General features: G+C 45.7%; 19 protein-coding genes, 1 tRNA gene and 1 pseudogene. 8 read left to right on the top strand and 13 right to left on the bottom strand.

The window, feature by feature from the left end; genetic code table 11:
- Nucleotides 1-58: 58 nt before the first annotated feature.
- A complete protein-coding gene (locus IRJ16_RS15040) occupies nucleotides 59-1,183 on the bottom strand; it encodes an alkene reductase (protein ID WP_194112422.1) in 1,125 nt (374 codons plus the stop codon).
- A gap of 132 nt (nucleotides 1,184-1,315) precedes the next feature.
- Here IRJ16_RS15040 and IRJ16_RS15045 point away from each other — a divergent pair, with 132 nt between their 5' ends.
- Nucleotides 1,316-1,738 carry a winged helix-turn-helix transcriptional regulator gene (locus IRJ16_RS15045; protein WP_194112423.1) on the top strand — a complete coding sequence of 141 codons (423 nt, stop codon included), beginning with the start codon at nucleotides 1,316-1,318 and terminating at the stop codon, nucleotides 1,736-1,738.
- A gap of 49 nt (nucleotides 1,739-1,787) precedes the next feature.
- On the opposite strand, the gene IRJ16_RS15050 is transcribed toward IRJ16_RS15045, so the two are convergent.
- The 7 genes and pseudogenes from IRJ16_RS15050 to IRJ16_RS15080 form a co-directional block, all read right to left on the bottom strand.
- The gene (locus tag IRJ16_RS15050) at nucleotides 1,788-2,093 is read right to left on the bottom strand and encodes a helix-turn-helix domain-containing protein (RefSeq protein WP_194112424.1); all 306 of its coding nucleotides are present in this window, start codon (nucleotides 2,091-2,093) and stop codon (nucleotides 1,788-1,790) included.
- 11 nt (nucleotides 2,094-2,104) lie between these two features.
- Nucleotides 2,105-2,560 (bottom strand): helix-turn-helix domain-containing protein, encoded by a 456-nt coding sequence (locus IRJ16_RS15055; RefSeq protein ID WP_194112425.1) that lies wholly within the window; start codon nucleotides 2,558-2,560, stop codon nucleotides 2,105-2,107.
- Nucleotide 2,561: 1 nt separating this feature from the next.
- Nucleotides 2,562-2,804 (bottom strand): annotated as a pseudogene (locus IRJ16_RS23215) (type II toxin-antitoxin system HigB family toxin); the annotation flags it as partial.
- Nucleotides 2,805-2,991: 187 nt separating this feature from the next.
- On the bottom strand, nucleotides 2,992-3,357 hold the full coding sequence (locus tag IRJ16_RS15065; protein ID WP_194112426.1) for an ORF6N domain-containing protein: 366 nt from the start codon (nucleotides 3,355-3,357) through the stop codon (nucleotides 2,992-2,994).
- A gap of 80 nt (nucleotides 3,358-3,437) precedes the next feature.
- Entirely contained in the window at nucleotides 3,438-4,421 is a 984-nt protein-coding gene (gene rhuM, locus IRJ16_RS15070; protein WP_194112427.1) for a virulence protein RhuM/Fic/DOC family protein, read from the bottom strand.
- A 108-nt stretch (nucleotides 4,422-4,529) separates the two neighbouring features.
- Nucleotides 4,530-5,813, bottom strand: a complete 1,284-nt coding sequence (locus IRJ16_RS15075) for a site-specific integrase (RefSeq protein ID WP_194112428.1) — start codon at nucleotides 5,811-5,813, stop codon at nucleotides 4,530-4,532.
- 314 nt (nucleotides 5,814-6,127) lie between these two features.
- Nucleotides 6,128-6,201 (bottom strand) — tRNA-Ile (locus IRJ16_RS15080).
- A gap of 191 nt (nucleotides 6,202-6,392) precedes the next feature.
- Between IRJ16_RS15080 and IRJ16_RS15085 the strand changes: the two genes are divergently transcribed.
- Both IRJ16_RS15085 and IRJ16_RS15090 read left to right on the top strand, forming a co-directional pair.
- Nucleotides 6,393-7,481: a metallophosphoesterase gene (locus IRJ16_RS15085; protein ID WP_194112429.1), complete on the top strand. Its 1,089-nt coding sequence runs from the start codon at nucleotides 6,393-6,395 to the stop codon at nucleotides 7,479-7,481.
- Nucleotides 7,481-9,415: an HRDC domain-containing protein gene (locus IRJ16_RS15090; RefSeq protein ID WP_194112430.1), complete on the top strand. Its 1,935-nt coding sequence runs from the start codon at nucleotides 7,481-7,483 to the stop codon at nucleotides 9,413-9,415. Before IRJ16_RS15085 ends, IRJ16_RS15090 begins: the two co-directional genes overlap by 1 nt.
- 1 nt (nucleotide 9,416) lies before the next feature.
- Here IRJ16_RS15090 and IRJ16_RS15095 read toward each other — a convergent pair whose 3' ends face one another.
- Nucleotides 9,417-9,620 (bottom strand): hypothetical protein, encoded by a 204-nt coding sequence (locus IRJ16_RS15095; RefSeq protein WP_194112431.1) that lies wholly within the window; start codon nucleotides 9,618-9,620, stop codon nucleotides 9,417-9,419.
- Nucleotides 9,621-9,765: 145 nt separating this feature from the next.
- On the opposite strand from IRJ16_RS15095, the gene IRJ16_RS15100 reads away from it, so the two are divergent.
- Entirely contained in the window at nucleotides 9,766-11,544 is a 1,779-nt protein-coding gene (locus tag IRJ16_RS15100; protein ID WP_194112432.1) for an NPCBM/NEW2 domain-containing protein, read from the top strand.
- Nucleotides 11,545-11,570: 26 nt separating this feature from the next.
- Here IRJ16_RS15100 and IRJ16_RS15105 read toward each other — a convergent pair whose 3' ends face one another.
- Together IRJ16_RS15105 and IRJ16_RS15110 are read right to left on the bottom strand one after the other, a co-directional pair.
- Nucleotides 11,571-12,020: an RrF2 family transcriptional regulator gene (locus IRJ16_RS15105; RefSeq protein ID WP_194112433.1), complete on the bottom strand. Its 450-nt coding sequence runs from the start codon at nucleotides 12,018-12,020 to the stop codon at nucleotides 11,571-11,573.
- Between the two features lie 35 nt (nucleotides 12,021-12,055).
- Nucleotides 12,056-13,336 (bottom strand): cation:proton antiporter, encoded by a 1,281-nt coding sequence (locus IRJ16_RS15110; protein ID WP_194112434.1) that lies wholly within the window; start codon nucleotides 13,334-13,336, stop codon nucleotides 12,056-12,058.
- Nucleotides 13,337-13,511: 175 nt separating this feature from the next.
- On the opposite strand from IRJ16_RS15110, the gene IRJ16_RS15115 reads away from it, so the two are divergent.
- The gene (locus tag IRJ16_RS15115) at nucleotides 13,512-14,768 is read left to right on the top strand and encodes a Na+/H+ antiporter (RefSeq protein ID WP_194112435.1); all 1,257 of its coding nucleotides are present in this window, start codon (nucleotides 13,512-13,514) and stop codon (nucleotides 14,766-14,768) included.
- A gap of 116 nt (nucleotides 14,769-14,884) precedes the next feature.
- On the opposite strand, the gene IRJ16_RS15120 is transcribed toward IRJ16_RS15115, so the two are convergent.
- Both IRJ16_RS15120 and IRJ16_RS15125 read right to left on the bottom strand, forming a co-directional pair.
- Nucleotides 14,885-15,241, bottom strand: coding sequence for a hypothetical protein (locus IRJ16_RS15120; protein WP_194112436.1), 357 nt, complete (start codon nucleotides 15,239-15,241; stop codon nucleotides 14,885-14,887).
- A 112-nt stretch (nucleotides 15,242-15,353) separates the two neighbouring features.
- A complete protein-coding gene (locus tag IRJ16_RS15125; RefSeq protein ID WP_194112437.1) occupies nucleotides 15,354-16,556 on the bottom strand; it encodes a proline dehydrogenase family protein in 1,203 nt (400 codons plus the stop codon).
- Between the two features lie 68 nt (nucleotides 16,557-16,624).
- Between IRJ16_RS15125 and IRJ16_RS15130 the strand changes: the two genes are divergently transcribed.
- From IRJ16_RS15130 to IRJ16_RS15140, 3 genes are all read left to right on the top strand, one after another.
- A complete protein-coding gene (locus IRJ16_RS15130; protein ID WP_194112438.1) occupies nucleotides 16,625-16,831 on the top strand; it encodes an RNA-binding S4 domain-containing protein in 207 nt (68 codons plus the stop codon).
- Nucleotide 16,832: 1 nt separating this feature from the next.
- Entirely contained in the window at nucleotides 16,833-17,912 is a 1,080-nt protein-coding gene (gene aroB / locus IRJ16_RS15135) for a 3-dehydroquinate synthase (RefSeq protein WP_317174010.1), read from the top strand.
- A 562-nt stretch (nucleotides 17,913-18,474) separates the two neighbouring features.
- Complete coding sequence (locus IRJ16_RS15140) at nucleotides 18,475-19,842, top strand: NAD-dependent succinate-semialdehyde dehydrogenase (RefSeq protein ID WP_194112439.1); 1,368 nt, start codon at nucleotides 18,475-18,477, stop codon at nucleotides 19,840-19,842.
- Nucleotides 19,843-20,208: the final 366 nt, after the last annotated feature.

Raw genomic sequence — 20,208 nt, forward strand, 5'->3', positions numbered from 1 at the left:
TGTCCGTTTTTTTTTGGAAGTCTTAGTTACTTTCGTGAGGAAATACCATCTCAGCTGATCATCCGAGAACACGATCATTAGCTGCTCCCGGATAATCAGTATATCCTTTATCCTCTCCGGTGTAGAACGTGTCCGGATCCGCTTCAGACAGGGGGAGCTGACCTTTAAAGCGCTCGACCAGGTCAGGGTTTGCGATGAATAGTTGGCCGAAAGATACCAGATCGGCTTTGCCGCTATTCAATATCTCATTGCCGGTTTGCTGCGTAAAGCCAAGGTTGGCGATCAATCTGCCATGATAATGGTGGCGAAAATGGCTGAAATAATCGTTTTGCAAAACCTCTACCGGAGTACCTGTAAGGTCCTGGGCGGGACCTGTGACGTGAACGAAGGCGAGATCGTAATCATTCAGTTTTTTTAGTATGTACTGGAAAATGGGTATCGTTTCTACATCAGGGGTAACAATACCTACATGGGTGTACATGACCGGTGTGAACTTGATGGCTACCCGTGTGCTGTCCCAAACTTCTGTAATTGCATCCAATATTTCGAAAATGATGCGTGCCCGGTTCTCTATACAGCCACCATATTGGTCTGTACGTTCATTAGTTGCTAAACTTAAGAACTGCGGGATCAGCATACCAGTCTGGGCATGAATTTCAACACCGTCGAAGCCGGCATCCTTGGCATTTTGGGCGGCTTGTTTATAATCCTGTATCGTTTGTTCGATCTCAGCAATAGTTAACTCGCGTGGTGTCAGTGTATCTTTAAACCCTTCCGGCGTAAAAGATTGCGTTCGCGGATTAATGGCGGAAGGCCCGGCAGGCAACTCTCCGTTAAGATGATCAGGATGAGATGCAGAGCCGATATGGCCAAGTTGTGAAAAGATCGATCCGCCTTTGTCATGTACGGCTTTAGTGACCAGTCTCCATCCTCCGGTTTGCTCTTTTGTATAGATGCCGGGGACGTTAATGAAGCCGATAGCTTTTGAACTTACCCAGGTACCTTCGGTAATTATTAAACCTGCCGATGCCCGTTGGGCGTAATATTCAGCCATAAGTGGTGTAGGAATAAGGTCTGCATTGGTGGCACGACCCCGGGTCATTGGCGCCATGACCACCCTGTTCTTTAATCGCAGATCACCTAACTGATATTCTTCTAATAGCGGCTGTATTGAATTTTCCATTGTTTTTTTGAGCAAACCTCGGGCATCCGCTGCTGCATCGCAATAAGGGAGAAACTAATAGCATAGGGATAATTTTATCCCTTATATCGAAATGGGATACAATACCTATTTTTGGATCAGGAGAAACAGTGTATGTACGAAAGAAAGATCCCGTTGACCATTGACTGTGGTTTACATCTGACCAAAGAGGTTTTGAACGGTAAATGGAAGCCAGCCTTACTGAATGCTATCTCTATGGACGTAAAAAGGCCCAGTGAGATCTTGCGTTTATTGCAGGGGGTGACCCGCAGGGTGCTGACAGTGCAGTTGAAAGAGTTGGAGGAGCATGGCATGGTAGAAAAAAAGATCTATCCGCAATTGCCACCTAAAGTAGAGTATTCATTAACAGAGATAGGCTGGTCATTAATGCCGATCATTGATGCCCTGAACCAGTGGGGAGATAAGAACCGGCAGTTTTTGGAAACCGTGATCACACAGGACCCTAAAACAACGCAAGTATCAAAATCACCATGTCCCGCTTACCGGCACCTCCTTACAGAACGCGATACCGGGTAGAGATCATGGTGCAGTTTTGAAATATCTATATGCTTTAAAAAAATTCCTGTTAGAATTGAACTGACAACTGTAAACGTCCGCCAAGACCATTCTCAATAATATTTTGGAGTACTGAGATCTTGACATTTTCGGCCTCCATTTCGGCCTTATTAACGACGGCTTTAGCAATACCGCACTTCTTTGCCAATTGTTCTTGTGTTAGTCCCTGCGCTTCTCTTGCCTGGGCGATGCTGACGCCGACCATGAATAGTTCAAATCCTCTGTCATGATCCTTACGCTCGGGCGATCCCATTGGACCGATATATTGATCACGTATTTCTTCGAACGTGTTGATATTTTGCTCTCGTGTTCCCATTATTGTGGTTATTAATGCTTGGCTGATTGTTGTGCTAATGGTTTATTGATAACTCCTGAATTTAACTCAGGTTGGGCGCTTACAGTTTTTAGTTTATAAGGCCGGTTAAAAGCTTCCTGCCTGACTTTGAAATGAGTTGCCAGTTTCCGGATCACATCTTTTGATAAGCCCTTTTTATAGTTCAGAATGTCAGAAACATAACCTTTACTTACTCCCAATAGTTCAACTAACTGTTGGGGCCTTAAATGATGTTCTGCCATAAATGACCTTAACAAGGCGACGGGGTCGAGTTCTGTAAAAGTATTATGGGCTTCATCATAGGTCTCGATCAGCAAAGTAAGCAGGTCGATCTCATCCTGAACGGCCTCATCGATATTTGAGTCTAATAATTCCTCTAAACTTCTGCAATAGGTGTCGTATTGATCCCTTGATCTGATGATCGTGTATTTCAATTTGGTCGCTTCCATATCAATATAAATTAATGGTGTACTGTAATCCTTTTTTGCAGATCTTATCATAATCTGCATGGGTGCCGATCCAACAAACAAATAAATGAACGTGCACCGCTCCAAAAACATATTTGCAGATCATCCTGTAATTATTGCCGCCTATATCGAATATCACCCGATCGCTGCTTTTTCCTAAAAGATCAGCAGCGCTGAATGTTTGTTTGATATGATGCGGTTGATCCCAATCAGCAAATTTTAGCTTCTCCGTCCAATCTCAAGCGGCATCCTGCTTCCTGGATATTGGAGTGCGAAATCAAGTAACGTTTGTTTTTCAATGAGATGAATTTTCATCTTTAAGCAAATTTAAATAAAAGTTCACAAAAAGAGAACTTTCTGATAATCGATTTAATTAAAGCGGTGCGATCATCCGATCGCACCGTTGAAAGGCCTTAGATGATATTTTTATAAGAAAAAAGTTGTTCGATTATGAGCACGCTGACCTGAGCTGCCCGAGGGCCTTTCAGGACACTGGAAAGCATAAATAACCCGCCGTTTGTAAATGCCAATGGAGGTAGCTTTTTTACTGCGGAAAGTCCAGGCGATATTTCATCAGCAACTTGCTTCCATTCTTCCTGAGTAAGCCAAAACATGAAGTCGGCTGGAAATCGTTGTGAATGCCTGGTAACTGTTTTATGCAGCACGGCTATGTTTACTTCATATAAAGCGGCTGCATCAAAGTCAAGCACTACCGCCTGACCACGCACCTTGAATACTTTTCCGGTCAATAATTCTATTAATTTATCTGGTGTTGCCATGATTTTAATTTTGATGATTGATTTAAAAATGTGTCTGGGTAGCAGGATTTGCTTTCCAGGAACTGTTGGTTCTGCTTCCGTTAATTATTAGCGTTGATCAGGTTTACTACGACCTTCACCATGATATCCTTTTCCTCCGGTTTACTTTCCGCGATCATCAATGTGAGGGCCACCAATGCATTATTTTCTATACGCTTCGATCCATCAGGACGATAGAGGTGATAGTTCTTTTCAAGGAACCATACAAACAGATAAGCGGCTATGCGCTTGTTCCCATCTGAAAAGGAATGATTTTTTACAACGAAATATAAGAGGTTAGCCGCTTTTTCCTCTATTGTCGGATAGAACTCTACTCCACTGAATGATTGATATATGGTACCTATCGAACCTTTGAACGAATCGTCTTTTTCATTAGCAAATAAACTACTGGCACCAAAAACGATTTTGAGATCGTTGATAGCCTGCATAGCTTCTTCATAGGTTGCAACAAAAAGCTGATGGTCATCAGTACCTTTGAGCACAAGCTCCTGATGGTCATATTTGTCAAGTATTTCGAGCGCGTAGCTATAATCTGTCACTACTTTTAATAGGCCCTTAGCTTCGTCAGATGTCAATTCTTTATTTTTAAGAACATTGCCCAACAGATTTACGGCTTGCTTTAACGAATTGAATTGCTCTGACTGCTCTTTTAATTTTCGCTCGTTTAGGGTATATCCTTTGATCAGATAATCTTTTAGAACCTGGTTAGCCCAAATGCGAAATTGGGTTCCTCTTTTGGAATTCACGCGGTAACCAACTGAGATTACAGCATCGAGATTGAAGTAATCGACCAGATAAGTTTTCCCATCACTGGCAGTTGTTGCATTTTTTGCAACAACTGAATCCCTTATTAATTCGCCTTCCTTAAAAATATTACTGAGGTGCCTTGATATAACGGATTTATCTCTTTCAAAAAGATCGGCTAATTGGTGAAGAGATAACCATAAGGTGTCGTTTTGAAGTTTGACGTTTACAGTTAAACTACCGTCAACTGCTTGATATATGATAATTTGATCCTGATCCATGATGGTATTTTTATTGTTATAGATTTTTAATAGTTGGCGAGATCGCCTGCTACTATTTTAAAATTGGTCAAAAGACGATTTGCCCGATCGCATGACCGGTCAAAAGCTTTACTTGACTTTTTTTACAATATCTGAAGATCTCTTACGGACCGGGCGCTGATTGAATTCAGGTTCCAGCTTTTCCCGAAGCATGCTCATATCATCACCGATCTTTTTAAGGAGTACCCTGGCGTAGATCTGTGTGGTGGCGATCTTCGTGTGGCCCATCATCTTGCTTACCGTCTCGATCGGAACATTGTTGGAAAGGGTCACCGTGGTGGCAAAGGTGTGACGTGCGACGCCAAATGTGAGCACCTTCTTTATCCCATTCATAAAGCCGATCTCTTTCAGGTAACTATTCACCTTTTGATTAGACAGATTGGGAAATAGTGTACCGGTTATCTCCGCACGGTCACCGTGACGGTAACGCTCCAAAATTTGCTGGGCGACGGGAAGGATAGGGATATTGGTCGGTTCGTTGCTTTTTTGACGGAATAACTTGATCCAATTCGCTCCGTCTTCACCCGCCGTGATATTGTTCTCTTTCAAATTCATCAGATCCACATAGGATAGCCCGGTGTAGCAACTGAAAACGAAGAGATCACGGACGATGTTCAGCCGGTCGATCGCAAAATCTTTTACCTTGATGGAATCAAGTTCTTTCTGATTGAGGAAGGCTGTCTCTACTTTTTTGTATCTGAACTTATAGTTCTTGAAAGGGTCACGGGATATCCAGGTCAGCTTCAGTGCCAGGGTCGTCATCTTGCGTAGGCGGATCAGGTGTTTCATCACGCCGTTGTTATTCATTGGCCGTTGATGATCTTTGGGCTTATGGTTCCGCAAATAGGTCTCAAAATCAATGATGAACTTGTAGTCGATATCATTGATCCGGATATCCGACGTATTTCGCTTTTCTTTGAGGAATTTCTCCAGGTAGCGGCGCGTTACAGCATAGTGCTTAAGTGTACTCCAGGTGAGGGCGGCAGAGGCTGTCTCGTAATGGTAGTCCATCAATTTGCTGAGCGAATAGGTTTGCTCAGTTTCTTCACCCAGGAACATAGCCTTAAGTAGTTGTGGCGTAACTTCCTTACCGGCGATCTGCAGTTGCTGGTAGTAGGTAGTGATCGTGAATTTGACCTGTTCTAAATAAGCGTTTGTCTCTTTAGCTTCGGGAACTTTGATTTTCAGACCACCACGACCTTTGTCCCAGTTGTCGACCTTGACGTAATGCTTCAGCGCAAAATGAATACGCTCTTTGTTAATTGTTACGGATACGTAAACGTTGGTCACGCCATCCTTTGCCTTTTCTTTTTTGATGGTGAAATGCACACCAAATGACTGCGATGTTTTCATCTTTTAACAGTTTTTAAATGAATAAATGATTAATTACCGCCTGAAACCGTCATTTTTCAGGGCGCAAAAAGGGCGCAGGAAAGAATTTAATTGTAGTACATTTAAGTCTTTTTTGATCTTAATTTAAAGACTTAAACTTCTGTATTACAGTCCATTAACCCATAAATGCGCCTAAAATTAAAATTTAATTTCAGGGTGCCGGATTGGTGTTTTTCCCTGTGCATTCGTAAGGACTGAAAAGGATCAGAATAAAACAAAAAACCCTCTAAATCAGCGATTTAGAGGGTTGAGTGATCTTAAAAAATCACATTTTGTGCGCCCACCTGGGCTCGAACCAGGGACCAAAAGATTATGAGTCTTCTACTCTAACCGACTGAGCTATAGGCGCAGCTATCGGCGTTTAATTTCCGGGTGCAATGTTACGCAATTGTAACGAATTACAAAAGCTTTAGTATTAAAATATCAACCTTGCTGTCTTAATAGCTGTTAAACACCAACTTAAAATTGAATATTCAGTCCATCGCTGTCTTTTTATCATAAATAAGCTATTACCGACGCCTATATCATAAATTTGGCGGTATGAAGATCCGCTTGCTGTTCCTTTTAAATTTACTCTCCATTGGTGCATACGCGCAAATGACGGATGGCCCGTACGTGTTCGTGCGTAATGGGCGGACTGTACAAAAGTCGCTCTCGATGAAAGATGGACGAGCGGTGGTTAATGCTGATAGCTTGGGTAAAGTATCAGAGATAGCGGTAGAAGTGTCCAGCCACCCGGAGTGGACTTTTAAAGTAAAATTAAGGTCTGCTTTGTCTATCGCTAAGCCTGTTTCGAAGGGGGCATCCAAAATGTTATTCTTGTCGGATATCGAGGGCGAATTCGCGGCCTTCCGTAGCATTTTGTTGGCCAACGGTGTGATAGACGAAAAATACCGTTGGACCTACGGCCAGGGCCAGCTGATCATTGCCGGCGACCTATTCGACCGCGGTAAAGAGGTTTTGCCTTACTTATGGCTGCTTTACAAACTGGAAGCAGAAGGAAATGTGCATGTAATATTAGGCAACCATGATATTATGAACCTGCAAGGCGACTTTCGTTATGTAGCTCCCGAATACAAAGCTAACGCTAAACTGATGGGCGAGAGCTATGCCGACCTATTCGCGGCCAATACAGAATTGGGCCGTTGGTTAAGAACTAAGAACGTTATCGAAAAAGTAGGGGATGTGCTGGTGTTGCATGGCGGTGTCTCGCCTGCGGTCAATAAAATGGGTTGGTCTTTAAATCGGATCAATAATACCGCGCGGTCATTTTACACCACACCAATGAAGTCCTTACCCGATAGCTTGAAAGATCTGATGGGCGGTCAGGGTCTGTTCTGGTACCGTGGCTATTTTTCAGCACCAAAAACTACCATGGCCGCTGTGGATAGTACATTGCAGCTATTCAGTGCTAAAACTATTTTGGTCGGGCATACTATTCTGGCTAAAAATATCGCGGTTTATTACCATGGCAAAGTGATCGGTGTTGATGTTAACCAACACGCCGGTAAGCACAATGCTGCGTTATTAGAGAATGGGCAATGGTTCTTACTCGACGATAAAGGAAGCAAACAGCCGTTGGTGTATCGCAAAGAGAACGACGAGGTAAAAGCGGGGGACATTAACTAATGACCGAACTCGCACAGGCATTCATCGATACCACCAACACCCTCATTTTCCTGACCGGCAAAGCCGGAACGGGTAAGACCACCTTCTTACGCCATGTACGCCAAACCACTAAAAAGCGTATGGCCATTGTTGCACCAACGGGTGTGGCCGCTATTAACGCGGGTGGTATGACCATACATTCCTTGTTCCAGTTACCGTTCGGGCCATTGGTGCCGGGCAATAGTCCTGAGATACATTATAATCCCGAGAAACGCGACTTGCTGATTGGTTTAGAGTTATTGGTGATTGACGAGATCAGCATGGTGCGCCCTGATGTACTTGACCAATTAGATACCATCCTGAGGAATTTGCGCGGATCCAAATTCGCTTTTGGTGGAGTGCAATTATTGCTAATCGGCGATCTGGCGCAGTTGAGTCCTATTGTTCGGGACGAAGAATGGGCATTGCTTCGCCCCTATTACACCACGCCTTATTTCTTTAGCAGCCAAGTATTGCAACGAACGCAATACGTACGCATAGAATTGGAGAAAGTTTACCGCCAAACCGACCCAGTTTTTGTGGATATATTGAACGCCATGCGCGAACAACGCATGACCGAGGAGTTGCTAAGTATCCTGAATGCCCGCTACCAGCCCGACTTTTCACCAAGCGATGATGAACCGTACATAACCCTGACCACACACAACAAACTGGTGCAAGAATTGAACGCCAACCGCCTAAGCGAACTGGATGCAGAAGCGGTGGTTTATAACGCGCTTATCCGTGGTGAGTTCCCTACGGATGCCTACCCTACCGATAGTAAACTGCAATTAAAGGTGGGCGCGCAAGTGATGTTCGTAAAAAATGACTCATCGGCCGAGAAGCGTTACTACAATGGCAAGATCGGCACAGTGACCCACCTGACATCAGATACGGTAACCGTGAGCACCGGCGATGGCCGCGAACTGGATGTGCAAGCTTTGGAGTGGACCAACCTGAAATACGAGTTGGCGGGCGACGATATCAGCGAGCAAAATGCCGGTAGTTTTGCACAGATCCCATTGAAACTGGCCTGGGCCATCACCATACATAAAAGCCAGGGCTTGACCTTCGACCGCGCCATTATTGATGTAAGCGGCTCCTTCGCACATGGGCAAGCTTACGTGGCGCTGAGCAGGTGCCGCTCGTTAGAAGGCTTGGTGTTGCGCAAACCGGTAGCCGTACAGAATGTGATCGGCGACCCGGCCGTGCGTCGTTTTAACGAGCAAGCCAACAGCCACAACATCACCCTGCAAGCGGCGCAAAACCAATACCGCTTATTTACACTGAGCGAACTATTCAATTTTAGTGGGCTGAAAATCCGTTTGCAAAAAATTGAGCATCTGTTAAAGATAGATGATACCATTTTTGCCGTAGCTGAAAAAATGCAGTTAGCCGGTTACTCTCCCGAGCGCATCCAAAAAGCAGCGGTCTATTTCCATCAACAACTGGAAGCGACCATAATCATTTTGCACGGGCGACTTGGTGATCACGTAGGCAAGTCCAAGGAAATGGCCGGGCGGGCTGATGAATTGCTGCGCTGGCTTATGCAACGGATACAAGTACTGGAAACCTTTACCCGTGAGCCGTTCAGCATTGATCTTTACCAGGATCTGATGCGTAAAAAGATCGCGCTGCCAAACTCATTTGTTAAAGCGCTGAACGCTAAACCTAACGAAGAATTGTTTGATCTGATGATGAACTGGCGCGAACGCACTGCGCAAACCGAGGGCATATTGGCCAACATGCTGTTCACCGAGCAAACACTTGCCGCCATAGCTGCCAAATTACCGGCCACCTTGAAAGCATTGAGCGGTATTAAAGGTGTCGGTACCGAAAAGGTAAACCGTTACGGTGCAAGCATTTTGGGGATGATCCGGACCTATCAGGGTGATGATCAGGCCAGCTTGTTCTGATCTATACTGCAGCAGCTACCACAGCCGCTATTAACGGGGTTACCATATTCATTTTATTACCGAGCGAGTTCACCCAAACGCCATCTTTTTCTAAAAAAGTATAGGGGGTTTGATACATGGATATGCTTAGTTCGCCCGGTTTTTTATCGGTCACGGTAAAATAATAGATACGGTTCTCGTGGTGCGCTTCTAATCTGTCTGCCATGGTGCAAAGCTAAAAAATGGATCGGGATGTGTGGTCGCTTTCTAATTTTTTGTCTAACCGAAAGCGTTATTCAAGTCACTTTCTCCACGCTATCGATAAGTATTTTAAAGATCTTTTATAGCTTAGGGTCCTACTTACAAACCTTATGAGCAGACCTTATTTATCTATCACAGTATCAATAACCCTACTTCTATTAGCCACATTTCCATCGACCGGTTTCTCGCAACTGAGGCCCTATGGCAAGGCCATTATTGCCGATGCCCAAAAGCTGATCAAAAAATATCATGCCAGTGCACCTAAAGCTAACAACGTGGTCAAAGTGGTGTACTTTCATGGGCGGGATCAGGATCCATTGCCCAACTGGGAGGAACGCCTTGACCGCACGCTGACCGCCGTGAACGACTTTTTTGTAGAAGAGTTTAAACAAGCGGGTATGAAAACCGACGGTGTAAATTTTGAAAAGGTCGGCAAAAAATACGTGATCACGGTGATCAGGGGCGACCTTGACGCTAAGAATTACGACGGTAATTCAGGTGCGGCAATGCAAGCCGAGATAGGCAAGAAAGCCAATGGCAAGATAAACTTCGACACCGACCATGTGGTAGTGTTAGCCGGACTAAGCTACCAACGGGACGATGGTGTGCATATCCTCCACTCGCCCTACTGGGGCATAGGATCATCAGAGCGCGGGATATGTTTTGTTGCAGATAATGAAATGCTTGATGCCAAATACCTGACCGATAAAACCACCCGCATGCGTTTTATGGAAGCCAATGTAAAAGACTGCCTGGTGGCCGAGTTCAACAGCTGGTTTATTGGTGGCATAGCGCACGAAATGGGTCACATGTTAGGTCTCCCACACGATTTTGGTAACCCGGCCGAGCTAACACCATCAACCATTTCACTCATGGGCCAGTTCGGCAGTCGCCATTTTAACGACTATCTTTGGGATGGCAGCCAAACGGCCCACATATCGGCAGCAGGTTTGCTGCAGTTGGCAAGTCACCCGGTATTTACAAAGTCGCGTAAGGACATCAATACCCACACACCACTTAATGTGAGTGATATGCAGCTGCATAACCGGGATAGCAGCATACAGTTAAAGACCACCGTAAGCGGTGGTGTGTTGCCCTACGGGCTTTCTGTATTGATGCATCCCACCACGCTGCACGAATATTTTAATGAAAGTTCTATCTACCGTATCTCCGCAGCCGGCGCTATCGACATCACGCTTAACAAAAAGCCGGTAGGTACTTACCGGATGGCTTTCATTTTCATGTTCCCTAACGGAACGCTGGAAGTTGCGCATAAACTACTGAGAATTGCTGCTGATGGCGCCGAACTGATAGACATCCCAGGAGCAAGCCCTTTAGATATCAAAGACTTTTATTCCCGCCTGTCGAAAAAAGAACCAACGGCTCCGATCAAACAAAAGCTTAACATTATTGAGGGGATATTAAAAGCCGATCCGCCTGCCGACCCCGAAACTATTGCAGGAAATAGCCTGTACCTGTCCGACGCCAAATGGGAAGAGGGCAAAGTGGGCTGGGCCGATCCTGCCCGTAACTACTATTCTACCGAGGCGGAATACACTTTCTTTTTAGAGAATCAGGACAAATTGTTCAGCAAGGGCTTAATGGCACATTCGCCATCGTCATATGTATTCCGTTTAAATTATAAGTGGAAACAATTCTCGGGCATTGTGGGTCTGCGGGATCAGGCGCATCAACAAGGCTCGGCCAGGTTTACGGTGATCGGCGATGGGCGGGTGCTTTACACCTCGCCAAATTTAAGGGTGGGTCAGCGTGCCTATTTTAATATCGACATTCATAATATCAACTTTCTGCAGTTGAAAACAGAAGGTACCGAAGGCCATAGCTACAACTCGTGGGCAAGCTGGTTCGATCCGCTGATCTCGCGGTGATAGAAAATGGTTGAACGAGCCGGGACCTAAGCTACTCCCAATATCCCTTCGGCCAATTCCCGTTCCTTCTCTATCATACTGGCAATGCTGGTACGGGATAGGATCTGCAGGTCGGCAGCGCGTATCTCCGTATAAAGGTCACGGATGGCGCAGGTCTCTTCTATCGGGCATTCGTCACAGCGGCGGTAGTGATAGGCGCTGGCGCAGGTTACCTGGGCTATTGGGCCGTCCATCAGCCGAACGATGTCTACCAGAAAGATCTTATCAAGAGGCCGTATCAAATGGTAACCGCCTTGTAAACCTTTACGGTTATAAATGAACTCTGCATTCTTTAAGTCGGATAGGATAGATTCCAACGACTTTTTGGGGATGCGTTCGGAGTCGGCAATATAGGAGGCCGATATCATTATGCCCTGCTCCTGCTTGCCCAGCAAGATGAGTGTTTTGATGGCGTATTTAGCTTTTCGTGATAGCATAGAAATTTGTTAGAGAGTTGACCGCACTGTAATAATTAAGCGGCGGTCCCGAGCGTAGCGGTGGTTGTAGTGATATTTTTCTTCTGCTCCTTTAAAAAATAGTATTTCATGATCGGTCCGGATATGATCATGGTGACCACCGTCATCACTACCAAACCTTCAAAAACAGGTTCATTAATGATCTTGGCTTGCAGGGCGATCAGTCCCAGCACGATCTCTTGCGATCCGCGGGCGTTCATCCCAAAGGCAACGGCGATAGATTCATTCTTGCTCATGCCGCTCATCGCACCACCGATCATTGCCCCCGCCAACTTAGCCAGGCAAGCCACCACCAGGATGAGCAGCACGATCTCTAAATTAAAATTGGCAATAAAATTTAAGCGCAAACCTACCGAGGCGAAGAACAACGGAGCCAGCACATTGATGGTAAACTGGTGCAGGATATCTTTATGCTTAGCCGTAAAATACTCAGAATCGCTCACGGCCACGCCGACCAGAAACGCCCCAAAAATACCACGCACACCCAGATACTCCGTCAGCACTGCGCCGACGAAGCACAAGCAAACCGCTACCGTAAATACTTTGCCGATATTACCATTCTTACCCGCGAAAGCAAGCAAGCGGTGAATGATCCACCGGCCGCCTGTAAGCATAAATGCAGCGAACAAGATCACCTGCAACACGGACCAGAACGAAGCCTCCTCGGCATCCGAGCTGATCATTTTAATGATGATGGAGAACAATATCCATCCCAAAAAATCATCGACCATGGCCGCCGTTAATACGATGTTACCAATGCGGGTCTTCAGGATATCCACGTCGATCAATATTTTGGTGATCACAGATAGCGCGGTGATGGATAGCGCCGTCCCGAAGAACAGCGAAGTAACGAAACGGTTAGCCCCCGCATCGGCAAAATGACTTTGATACAATAACCATACGCAAGCAAAACCGATGGCGAAGGGAAACAAGATCCCTGTAAGACTGATAGCCAGGGCCTGCTTACCATTATCACGGATCTGTTTCAGATCAACCTCGAACCCGGCAATGAACATCAGCAGGATGATACCGATATTGGCAATACCATCAAACGCCCCATAAGCCTTAGGTGATGCCAGGAACAACCCGTGGAACAGATCCGGAAAGTAATAGCCCAGCAACGTCGGGCCGATCAGGATACCGGCAAATATCTCGCCGGTAATGGCGGGTAATTTATAACGTCGGCAAAGCTCGCCTAACAACCGCGCCGGTATCAGGATGGCGATCAGGATCAGCAAAAAGTGGATTATCTCCGACGAGTTAAGTTTAGATACCATGGTATTTTTAACGTAGTAAAGGTGTCGAAGCCGCGAGTAATTACCTATCCCGACGACTGGCCGATGCACAAATATATATTTTATCTACTAATTTAGTAGACATTATAGTTTAATGGTGGAAATTTAATTATTACCGGCATCTGTCATTATGATGAGTTAACTTAGCCTGCAACCCATGGAAAATTACACGCTGATATTAGTGATCATGGCCCTAATGATCGGGGTATCCGGCCTGGCAGGCAAGATCAAGATCCCCGTGCCCGTGCTGCTATTGGTAGCCGGTATTGGCATTGGTTTTATGCCGGCCATGCCCGATATGGAGCTGGATCCCGACATCATTATGCTGATCTTTTTGCCTCCCCTGCTTTATGATGCCGCTTTTAATATCTCGTTTAAGGAGTTCCGCACGCATATCAATACTATCGGCACCCTGGCTTTTGGTCTGGTGTTTATGACAACGGCCGGCATAGCCGTTATTGCGCATTATCTTATACCGGGGATGACCTGGCCACTATCGTTTGTGTTAGGCGCGATACTGTCCGCTACCGACGCGGTGGCCGCTATGGGCATTACCAAAGGCTTGGGCCTGCCGCATAATACGATCACAATTTTAGAAGGCGAAAGCCTGGTGAACGACGCGTCGGCACTGGTGGCTTACCGCTTTGCCGTAGCGGCAGTGACGGGTGTGGCATTCGTATTTTGGAAAGCCACCGGCGATTTCCTCATTGTGCTGGGCGGCGGTTTCCTCGTCGGTTTTGTGATGGCTAAGTTGCTGTCCTATGCGCTCAGGTTTTTTAAGACAGACCATATGGTCATCATTAGCTTAATGCTGCTGATGCCGTTTGTAACCTACTTAGTGGCTGAGCATTTCCATGTGTCGGGCGTGATAGCCGCGGTGGTTCTCGGACTGGGCATGTCGCGCCTGAGCCGCGAAAAATTCCCCGACGCGATCAAGACCCGCTCCCGCAACTTTTGGGATGTGATCATCTTCCTACTCAACGGGTTGATCTTCCTGCTCATTGGTCTGCAATATCCGCTGGTACTCAAAAAGATCCCGGCCGATAAAGAATTGCTCTACCTTGGTTACGCGGCCATTATCACCGTGGCGGCCCTTGGCATCCGCATGGTGAGGGTGTATCTGCAGCAGATCAACCTGCAAAAGGCATTTCAGGGTGACAACAAACGCAAGATCAGTGAGGAAGCACTGTTCGATTCGCGCACCAGTTTCATCATCAGTTGGTCGGGCATGCGGGGTATCGTATCGCTGGCTATAGCCTTCGGTCTGCCCGTTAACTTAGAGAACGGCCAACCCTTCCCTCTCCGTAACGAGATCATCTTTATCACCATCGCCGTTGTGCTGCTGTCCCTCTTAGGTCAGGGATTGACCTTGCCATGGATCGTGCGCAAATTAAGCAAAGAGCAAAAAGCTTAACCGTATAGGTGTATACGGGGCGTGTGTGTATGGGTGTATACACTTTGTATATCAAGGAGTTGTGTTTTGACGAATTTGTAAGTAATTGTATATAAACACATTAAACAAAACGAATTTCAATCTCGCATGATCAAGGTATCCAAAAGCGAACTTCGATATTTCACCACGCTATCTATATTTCTCAACGTGCCTGAACTATCATTAAAATGACCACCGTATTTTTGGTAGATATCCATTATCTGTCGGGCTACTTGTTCGTCCTTTTTAACCAAATATTTCTTGCATAGGCATAGCGCTAACTTATTGTGCGCCGTACGGACCAGATCGTCGTCTAAACCATCGTTCTCTAAAATATATTCCACCTTACATCCTTTGAAAGAAAGTGCTTCAGTTGTTTTCGGCCAGATCCAGTAAATGAGTGAGGCGATCAGTATTACACTGATGAGGACTGCAGTTGTCTTTAGTTCTTCCATGCTGTTTAATGTTGATACCTCATTGAAAAAGAAAGTAACCAATTGCTAATAAACAAAAAAGCCGTCATTCAGCTTTAGAATGACGGCTTCTATATATTGCAAATTACTTGTGTTACACTCCTCTCCTCGTCTTCTCCTTCATGATAAGCCCCAGCTCCCTACTCATCTGCCCGGCAATAGCCGTATTCTCCTGAGCACGGCGGAACAGGTACGGCAATACCGCTTTCACCGGACCGTATGGAACGTATTTAGCCACGTTATAACCGGCGTTGGCCAGGTTAAAGCTCAGGTTATCGCTCATGCCTAATAGTTGCGAGCAGTACACATGCGGGTGGTTATGCGGGATCTTTTGCTCGTCAAGCAGGTCGGCAAGTAGTTTGCAGCTGTTCTCGTTATGGGTACCTACCACAATGGCCAGTTTATCGATATGCTGAACAGAGAAACGTACCGCGTCGTCATAATCACGGTCGGATGATGCTTTGTTGGGTTGGATCGGCGAGGTGTAACCACGCTCGGCCGCGCGTTTGCGTTCTTTTTCCATGTAGGCGCCGCGCACCAGTTTAGCACCAAGGATAAAACCTTCTTGCTCGGCTATGGCGTAGTCGGCCTTTAGCGAGGCTAACTTATCGTGACGGTACAGTTGGTAGGTATTGTAAACGATGATCTTATCTTTGTTGTAAGCGCGCATCATATTCAGCGCTAACAGATCGATGGTTTCCTGGATCCAGCTTTCTTCGGCATCTATCATTACCGGTACGCCGGCATTGTAGGCTTTATCGCAAATAGCTTTTACGCGGGCTTGCACTTTTTGCCATTCCTGTTCTTCGTCGGCGGTCAGGGTTTCTTTGGCATCCAGTTTTTCTAACAGGCCAAAGCGGCCAACACCGGTCACTTTAAATACGGTGATCGGTACGGCGGGGTCACCGGTTGCGCGGATGATGGTACGGATGATCTCGTCGCGGGTTTCATCAAACACTTGTTCGTCGTCCTCGCCCTCTACCGAGTAATCTAATATCGTCCCTACTTTACCGCTTGATAGGTTCTTGATCGTGCCATCGCACTCGCTGATGGTCTCGCCGCCGCAAAATTGCTTAAAGATGGTGGCTTTGATCAACCCTTTTATGGGCAGGCCGATGTTCATGGCAAAATTGGTCATCGGTGGACCTACCTTTACCAAGAAGTTCACATTAATGGCCCTGAACAACCAGTAAGCCCGTTTTAGATCGGTATTTGACGAGTGCCTGAAGGCGACCTCGGTATTGTCGAAAGATAATTTACCCTTTGTGGGAGCGGGATCGATGTTTGATGATAACATGCCGCAAAATTAGAAAATGCTTTGAACATAAGCCATTATTGATCCAATAGTTTATTTTTGCGGCAGATATGATCGAGTTTAAATTAGAGGGCGAATTTATTCCCCTGATACAGTTACTTAAAGCGACCAACCTGGTAGCCACCGGCGGCGAAGCACAAATTGTGGTTACCGAAGGCCTGGTGAAGTACAACGGCACGGTAGACTACCGCAAACGCCTAAAAGTGAAACAGCGCGACGTGGTTGAATTTGACGGCCAAAAGATCATCGTTACTTAATATGGATACTTTAGAATTACCAATGGAGACTATCAATAGCATCAGCTATCCGATATATTTTAACAATAGCCTTGCTGAGCTGGCTAACTTTATCAAAGCCGGCAACTACACCAAATTCTTTATCCTGATAGATGAGTTCACAGGCGAACATTGCCTGCCTATCGTTCAAAAACATCTGGGCGAGGATGCCGTTTACGACCTGATCGAGGTTGCCGCCGGCGAGGAGAACAAGAATATCGATTTCTGCATCGGTATCTGGAAAATGCTCATCGATTTCGGTGCCGACCGTAACAGTCTGCTGATCAACCTGGGTGGCGGTGTGATCACCGATATGGGCGGTTTCGCTGCATCTACCTACAAACGCGGGATAGATTTTGTGCACGTACCCACTACCCTGCTATCGCAAGTTGACGCATCGGTAGGCGGCAAGACCGGCATCGATCTGGATAGTATCAAGAATATCATCGGTACCTTCACACAGCCTAAGGCAGTGTTTATGGAGCATAGCTTTATCAGCACCTTACCTGCACGTCAGGTACTATCCGGCGTAGCCGAAATGCTTAAACATGGTCTGATCGCTGATGCGGATTATTGGAATAAATTAAAAGAGGCCGACTTTACTCAACCGTCAGCCGACCTGGTGCACCGCTCGGTAGAGATCAAGAACGATATCGTGATCGAAGATCCTAAAGAAAAAGGTGTCCGCAAAGCGCTCAATTTCGGCCATACCATTGGTCATGCGGTAGAGACATGGTCTTTAGACAACGATAAGAACCACCTTACCCACGGCGAAGCCATCGCCATAGGCATGATATGCGAAGCTTGGTTATCATGGAAGAAGAATGGTTTAAGTGAAGCGAACTTGAATGAGATCGTATCAACTTTCCGTTCGCTATACCCGGCCTATAAAATATCAGCCGACTGCCACAAAGATCTGTTCATTTTAATGCAGAAAGACAAAAAGAACAATGGCAACAACATTAACTGCACGCTGTTAACTGCGATCGGAAAGTGCAGTATAGACCATATCTGCACCGAAGAGGAACTTTGTAACAGCCTGAACTACTACAGCTCGCTGTAAGCCCCATCTAACATAACCAACAACAAAAAAGGCGCCGAGCGGCGCCTTAATAGTTTACAATTGGTTTGAATTTCTTTTTGCAACAGGATCAAAACACGATGTAGTCCACAATGGCTACCACACCGATGATCGCAAGAATGATCCCTTGCATTTTCTGCTCGATAGTTAACTTAGCAATAGTCTTCATTTAGTTTAATAATAGTGGGTTATTGTGTTGTCAATATAGCAATACTAACTTTGTTTAAACAATAGCTTGATAAATTTTTAATAAATTTTTAACAGATAGTTATAGCACCTGTTAATTTACAGTACCTATGGGTGAAAAAAAATGCGATCTTATTAATAAAAGAGCAATTCCGCCTACCAATATGTATTTGTAAAAAGTACACTTAGTGTACTAAAACAACAAAACATACAGCACTAAAACGCCGAAAAGGAGTAAAACCGAAATAAAAATATCGCGCGTGCGCTGCGCAAACGCACTTTTTGATGATATGTTAGATATAATTAGATCTTTGGCACAACCGATCGGAAAACCAGCTGTTCAGAACAAAAACTCATTATGAACATCTTATCAATTAACCCCGCTGATAATAAGCCATTAGCTAAACACAAAAGCCATACCCCAAAGCAGGTTCGACAAAAGATAAAGCAAACGCACCGGGCCTGGCTTAAATGGCGAAACACGGCGTTCAACGAGCGCTCGGGCCTGCTTAAAAAGATGGCCGACGTGTTGCTGTCCCACAAGGAAGACCTTGCCGTATTGATGGCTAACGAAATGGGCAAGCCATTAAAGCAAGGCATTGCCGAGGTAGAAAAATGCGCCGCTGTATGCACTTATTATGCTGGCATTGCCGAAAGCTTCCTGAAAGAGCAGATCATTGCTACAGATGCTTTTAAAAGCTATGTAACCTTTCAACCGATCGGTGTGGTGCTTGCCGTTATGCCATGGAATTTTCCGCTTTGGCAGGTGTTTAGGTTCTTAGCGCCGGCATTGGCAGCCGGTAACTGCGGAGTGCTAAAACATGCCTCTAACGTACCGGGTTGCGCGCTGGCGATAGAAGATATCGTTAAAGAGGCAGGCTTCCCCGACCATGTTTTCCAGACATTACTTATAGGCAGCGGAGAGGTGGAAGCCATCATTGCCGACCCGCTGATCCAAGCCGTCACCCTCACGGGTAGCAACGCCGCAGGCAGCAAAGTGGCTGCCAAAGCAGGCGAGCTGATCAAGAAAACAGTACTGGAATTGGGCGGTAGCGATGCCTATATCATCCTGAAAGATGCCGACCTTGAGCAGGCGACAGAGGCCTGTGTAAACAGCCGTTTGATCAATGGCGGACAAAGTTGCATAGCCGCAAAAAGGTTCATTGTGGAGGAAGAAATAGAGACTGAATTCACGCGACTTTTTGTAGAAAAAATGCGGGCAAAAGTGATGGGAGACCCACTCCAAAATGGTACCGATATTGGCCCGCAAGCGCGGGCAGACCTGCGCGACGAACTGCACGACCAGGTGATAAGATCGGTGCAAAAAGGAGCCAAAATTTTGCTGGGTGGAGAGGTGCCAAAACAGCCCGGCGCATGGTACCCGCCGACGGTTTTGACGGGTGTAAAAAAGGGCATGCCGGCATCCGACGAGGAGCTCTTCGGACCGGTCGCGGCGATCATTTCTGCACGTGATGAGGAGCATGCAATAACCCTCGCTAACGACAATATTTTTGGTCTCGGCGCGGCCATTTTTACTGCTGATAAAACTCGGGGAGAGCACATCGCCGCGACGCGTTTAGAGGCCGGAAGTTGCTTTGTAAATACCATGGTAAAGTCGGACCCGAGGCTACCTTTTGGTGGCATCAAACAGTCGGGCTATGGCCGCGAGTTAGGGATGTTTGGGATACACGAATTTGTAAATATCAAGACGGTTTTTGTGGCGTAAAATCGACTGGCAATTTTATCGGTTCGTGACGGCCGACATCATTTTAACCGGTCAGCGATATCTCAAAACAGCGGTTAAATTTCGACCAGATCTCATAGCGGTGCATTACACGGTACCGCTTTTTTTGTAAGAAATTTTGGCTAAATTAGACCGAGGAAAGGTTTACAAAGGTTAACAAAATTTAAAACCAAATATGAACTATTACATTAATTATATTTTATAACTAACTATAATTAAGTCAATAATAGAAATTATCAAAAATACCACTATGAGTCGCATTTTGGATGACAATAACATAAGATTCCACTTCGACAATACTAAACTTTAAGTTTAAAAAAAATACATAAACATTTGAATATCAATACA

This window comes from Mucilaginibacter myungsuensis (assembly GCF_015222005.1).
GTDB lineage: Bacteria > Bacteroidota > Bacteroidia > Sphingobacteriales > Sphingobacteriaceae > Mucilaginibacter > Mucilaginibacter myungsuensis.